This window comes from uncultured Meiothermus sp., from assembly GCF_937863175.1.
Classification (GTDB): Bacteria; Deinococcota; Deinococci; order Deinococcales; family Thermaceae; genus Meiothermus.
On sequence record NZ_CALMCQ010000329.1, the window covers coordinates 1 to 5,026 of the forward strand.

General features: G+C 56.4%; 4 protein-coding genes. 1 reads left to right on the forward strand and 3 read right to left on the reverse strand.

Going from position 1 to position 5,026, the window contains the following annotated elements:
• The 3 genes from Q0288_RS12440 to mnmG form a co-directional block, all read right to left on the reverse strand.
• Nucleotides 1–365: AAA family ATPase (locus Q0288_RS12440; RefSeq protein WP_299430882.1), on the reverse strand; the 365-nt coding region annotated here is incomplete at its 3' end.
• An 8-nt stretch (nucleotides 366–373) separates the two neighbouring features.
• Nucleotides 374–1,096: a 16S rRNA (guanine(527)-N(7))-methyltransferase RsmG gene (gene rsmG, locus Q0288_RS12445; RefSeq protein ID WP_299430888.1), complete on the reverse strand. Its 723-nt coding sequence runs from the start codon at nucleotides 1,094–1,096 to the stop codon at nucleotides 374–376.
• Nucleotides 1,097–1,206: 110 nt separating this feature from the next.
• Nucleotides 1,207–3,009 carry a tRNA uridine-5-carboxymethylaminomethyl(34) synthesis enzyme MnmG gene (mnmG, locus tag Q0288_RS12450; protein ID WP_299430884.1) on the reverse strand — a complete coding sequence of 601 codons (1,803 nt, stop codon included), beginning with the start codon at nucleotides 3,007–3,009 and terminating at the stop codon, nucleotides 1,207–1,209.
• Between the two features lie 166 nt (nucleotides 3,010–3,175).
• Between mnmG and dnaA the strand changes: the two genes are divergently transcribed.
• Nucleotides 3,176–4,531 carry a chromosomal replication initiator protein DnaA gene (dnaA, locus tag Q0288_RS12455; RefSeq protein WP_299430886.1) on the forward strand — a complete coding sequence of 452 codons (1,356 nt, stop codon included), beginning with the start codon at nucleotides 3,176–3,178 and terminating at the stop codon, nucleotides 4,529–4,531.
• The last annotated feature ends 495 nt before the right edge of the window (nucleotides 4,532–5,026 follow it).

A 5,026-nucleotide genomic window follows, 5' to 3' on the forward strand; every position in this document is an offset into this window, starting at 1 on the left:
CTGGGCGGGGCGTCCAGCAGGATCAGGTCGTAGGCGGGCTCAAGCGGGCGTAGCACCTCGCACAGCCGGGTTGGGTTTTCAATTAACTCGGCGGAAGCCCCTACCAGATCTGGACTCGAGGGCAGTAAGTCCAACCCACTGGCAATGCTTACGACTGCGTTCTGAGCCTCGCTCGAGCCCATCAAAACAGCATAGATGCTTTCTTCTGGTGAGGTCTGCCCTACACCAGAGGTGGCGTTGACCTGTGGATCGAGGTCTACCAGCAGTACTTTTAGACCGGCTTTGGCGAGGTAGGCGGAGAGGTTGACCGCAGTGGTGGTCTTCCCTACGCCACCCTTCTGATTCACAATCCCAATGCGTTTCACCTTGCCCACTAGGATAACGGATTTTTGGCGGGAACCCCAGTCCGCCGGGGGTAGTGTGCCGGCGTGGGACTGGTTTTCTCGATAATTACCAGGTTCCGGGTGTCTCCAAGTATCGGAAGCTCAAGACGCATGATGCGCTTGAGGCTACCGCCCAGCTTTTCCAGCGCGCCTTTCGCCGCCTCTAGTTCCCCCTGCACCTCCGCTCCCTTCTGGATCAGTACAAATCCCCCCAACTTCACCAGCGGCAAGGTCAGTTCGGCTAAAACCTGCACCGAGGCCACGGCTCGAGCAACTGCTGCCCCATATGTTTCACGTTTTACAATTTGGTGGGAAAGCTCTTCTGAGCGGCCCCAGAGGACTTTGGCGTTAGGGAGGCCTAGCCCCTGAATCACCGAGTCCACAAAGTCAATTTTCTTTTGCGTAGCGTCCAGCAAGTCGAACTGGATTTTCGGGCGGACGATGGCAAGGGGCAGTCCTGGGAACCCTGCACCCGTACCCACATCAATCACTGAAATTCCGTCTACAAACCCATCATAAGTCAAACAGGTCAGGGAGTCTGCAAAATGCTTGAGCAGGACTCCCCTTTCATCCCGAATCGCAGTTAGATTCAGGGATTCGTTGGCGGACGTAAGGCGTTCAAAGAAGTAGGCGAAGTGGGGGAGATAGGGCTCGAGGTTGATTCCAACCTCCCGGGATGCCCGCAGCAACAATTGTTTTCCTTCTTCGGTCATCTGCACGGGGTCACATTCTAACAAACCCTGCCGTGCAGGGTGTTTCTGCGGTGTAAAACGTGAAACATAGGGTACGTTTGCCGGCCTGAACCGGGCGACCTGCACAAACCTCAGGCTGGGGTTCTGGTCAGATATATCAGCAGGGCAGTCAGATCCGAATCTCGGATACCCGGAACCCTCGAGGCCTCGGCCACTGAGCGGGGCCGAATCCGGCTAAGCCTATCCACCGCCTCCTTGGAAAGGCTGTGCACTTTCCCATAGTCCATCGGCTCCGGCAGGAGGTAGGCCTGGTGTTCCTTTAGCTTTTCCCGTAGCCGGGCCTGCCGCTCCATATAGCCTGCGTACTTGGCGCGCACCTCCACCTGATAGGCTTCAGCCGGGCTCAATACTGCCTCTGGTCGGCCAATTCCTTGCAAAATCTGGGCATAGCTGGCCTCAGGGCGACGCAGATACTGTAATGCCGATACCCCTTCCATCCGACTGTTTTGCAGACGAAGAAGTTCGTCCTGGACTCGAGCGTATTTGGCTTGTACCGCTCTCAAGTCACCCGCCGAGCACAAACCCCAGGCTGCTGCCAGTGGAACCAGGCGCTCGTCGGCATTGTCGGAACGGCACAACAGGCGCAGCTCCACCCTCGAGGTCATCATCCGGTAGGGTTCATCCACCCCCCGGTGCACCAGATCGTCCACCATAACCCCGATATAACCGGATTCACGTGGCAAACACACTTCCGCTAAGCCCATCGCATAACGGGCTGCATTCAATCCTGCCAACAGACCCTGGGCCGCGGCTTCTTCGTAGCCCGAGGTTCCATTCAGCTGACCTGCTGTAAACAGCCCCGCCAGCTTGCGGGATTGTAGGCCGGGGGTGAGTTCCAGGGGGTTTACCGCATCGTATTCCACCGCATAGGCATAGCGCTGGATGACGGCCTTCTCAAAACCCGGAAGGGTTTGCACCAAGCGAACCTGCAATTCGGGGGGTAGGGAAGAGCTGAAGCCCTGCAAATACAGCTCGGTGGTATGCAGGCCGTCGGGTTCAACAAATAGCAGGTGGGTGTCCTTGTCGGCAAAGCGCACCACTTTATCCTCAATGGAAGGACAGTATCGCGGCCCCACCCCTTCTATACTCCCGCCATACAGGGGTGAAAGGTGCAGATTATCCTGTATGAGTCGGTGAGTGGCCTCGGTGGTACGGGTTTGCCAGGTGGATCGAGCCGTCGCGTGGGGGCCGGTGACGCCCGCGAAGGTCTCGGGAGGGTCATCGGCTGGCACAACTTCCAGTCGTGCATAATCCACCGAATCAGCCTGGATACGAGGAGGAGTGCCGGTTTTGAAGCGCAGCAAATTGTGTCCTAGCACACGCAACCCCTCGGAGAGGAACCGGGCAGGTGGTTCGCCTTGCCGACCAGCCGCCCTCGACTGCCGCCCATACCAGACCACCCCCTGCAAGAAGGTGCCACTGGCCACGACCACCGCCTGAGCGGGCAGCTTACGACCATCCACAGTCTGAACCCCGCGTAGCTCCCCCCGCTCCAACCACAATGCAGCCACCTCGGCCCGAACACTTTCGATCTGGGGATGGGCCAGCAATACACGCTGGGCTTCCAGGGCATAGCCATCCCGATCCACCTGCACCCGCAGGCTCTGTACGGCGGGGCCCTTGGAGCGGTTGAGCAACCGGGTGTGAATCGCAGTAGCATCGGCTAATTTACCCATCAGGCCACCCAGGGCCTCAATTTCTGCAACCAGCTGGCTCTTGCCCGGCCCGCCTACCGCTGGGTTACAGGGCATCAATCCAATGCGCTCGGGATTGGACGTGACCAGTCCCACCTGGGCCCCCAGCCTTGCTGCAGCCCATGCGGCCTCGATACCCGTGTGCCCTCCTCCCACCACAATTACGTCATAAACCTTCATCCAGCCCACTCCTGACCCTGCATTCTAGCAGAGGCAGGCTGAAAGAAAACCGCCAGGGCCAGCTTTATATGTACCCAAAGACTTTTCTGTAGCTTTTAGGAGGGTTTTTTCCAACCTACACACAACTATCCACAGGGCATTTCCCACCTGTGGATAACTGGGTAGAATGTACAAACTTGTCTGGATTTCAGGAGGATTGGCCTTGACCCAAAATACTGTCTGGCAAAACGTGCTCGAGTATGTGCGCCAAAGCATCACGGACGTGGAATACCACACCTGGTTCGAGAAAATCCAGCCGCTGGGGGTGGTGAATGGCTTGCTCGAGCTAGGCGTTCCCACCACCTTTTTCAAGGGCTGGATCGAGAATCACTATTCTGACCTCCTCGCGGAGGCCCTGGCCCGCCTGGGGGCCCAAACCCCCCGCTTCGAACTCAAGGTTGTGCCCATTAAGCCTGTCCAGTACGATATTTTCTCGGCTTCGACCCCGCTCAGGCCACCGGAGTTGCGCTCGCGGCTCAACTCTAAATACATCTTCGAAAACTTCGTGGTTGGTCAGAATAACAACCTGGCCCATGCCGCGGCGGTCGCGGTAGCGGAATCGCCAGGCAACGCCTACAACCCTCTGTTCATCTACGGAGGGGTGGGACTGGGCAAAACCCACCTGATGCACGCGGTAGGGCACTCGGTAGCCCAGCGTTTCCCTGACAAAAAAATAGAATACATCTCCACCGAGACCTTTACCAACGAACTCATCAATGCTATCCGGGAAGACCGCATGGCCGAGTTTCGCGACCGCTACCGTTCGGTGGATTTGCTGCTGGTGGATGATATCCAGTTTATCGCCGGCAAGGAGCGCACCCAGGAGGAATTTTTCCACACCTTCAACGCCCTCTACGAGGCCCGCAAACAGATCATTCTGTCATCCGACCGCCCACCCAAGGATATCCTCACCCTGGAAGCACGGCTGCGCAGCCGTTTCGAATGGGGTCTGATCACCGATATCCAGTCGCCCGACCTCGAGACCCGGGTGGCCATCCTCAAAATGAACTCCGAGTACCGCAATATGCGCCTCCCCGAGGAGGTGCTAGAATACATCGCCAAACAGATCACCTCCAACATCCGCGAACTCGAGGGGGCTTTGATGCGCGTGATTGCCTATGCTTCACTCAACGGAGTCCAACTGAGCAAGGCTGTAGCGGTCAAGGCCCTTTCCGACGTTTTTGCTGCCACCGAGGCTAATCTTACCCCTGAGGAAATCCTCAAGGCCGTGGCAGACCACTACGGCCTCAAGCTGGAAGAGATTCGCGGTGCGGGTCGGCGCAAGGAAGTGGTGATTCCACGCCAGCTGGCCATGTACCTGATCCGCGAGATGACCCACGCTTCCTTGCCGGAGATCGGTCAGTTCTTCGACGGGCGCGACCACACCACAGTGCTTTACGCGATCCAGAAGATCCAGGAGAGCATAGCCAGCGATACGGCCCTACAACAGGCCCTCAAGGGCATCAAGGAACGACTGCGCTGAGCACATACAACCCATTTACCACTGCCACAAGCCTGGCATACAGTGGGGTGCTGCGCCTGCGACCCTGCCGTTTGCCAAATGCAGTTTAGCCCCACAAACCCCTTTGTGGACAATTCAGCTAATCAGGTTCTTATGCCTATCAACCGGCGGGCCTTTAGAACCCCGTGCGGAATTGTATTATCCAGTAATTGAATAACATAATTGAGAGCCTTAAAACTGTGGATAAATTAATTCAACCTGTGGATAACCCTGTGGATAAAATGTGGATAACCCTGTGGATAGACTTGTGGATAAGTGCGTTCATGACGTACCTGTGGATAAGCTCCGGTCTCATCCACAACTTATCCACAACTTATCCACAATTTTCCACACCCTTTATCCACAGGCTCAATTCGATACCGATGCGGGTTTAAGCGCCCTTATCCACATATCCACAGGCCCTATTACTACTATTACTAATTCTTAAATTTTTAAAAAAGAAGTAGGAATTTAAAT

Coding starts and splice junctions, on each gene's coding strand:
- rsmG (WP_299430888.1), bottom strand. CDS start 1,096: ATGACCGAAGAAGGAAAACAATTGTTGCTGCGGGCATCCCGGGAGGTT.
- dnaA (WP_299430886.1), top strand. CDS start 3,176: ATGTACAAACTTGTCTGGATTTCAGGAGGATTGGCCTTGACCCAAAAT.
- mnmG (WP_299430884.1), bottom strand. CDS start 3,009: ATGAAGGTTTATGACGTAATTGTGGTGGGAGGAGGGCACACGGGTATC.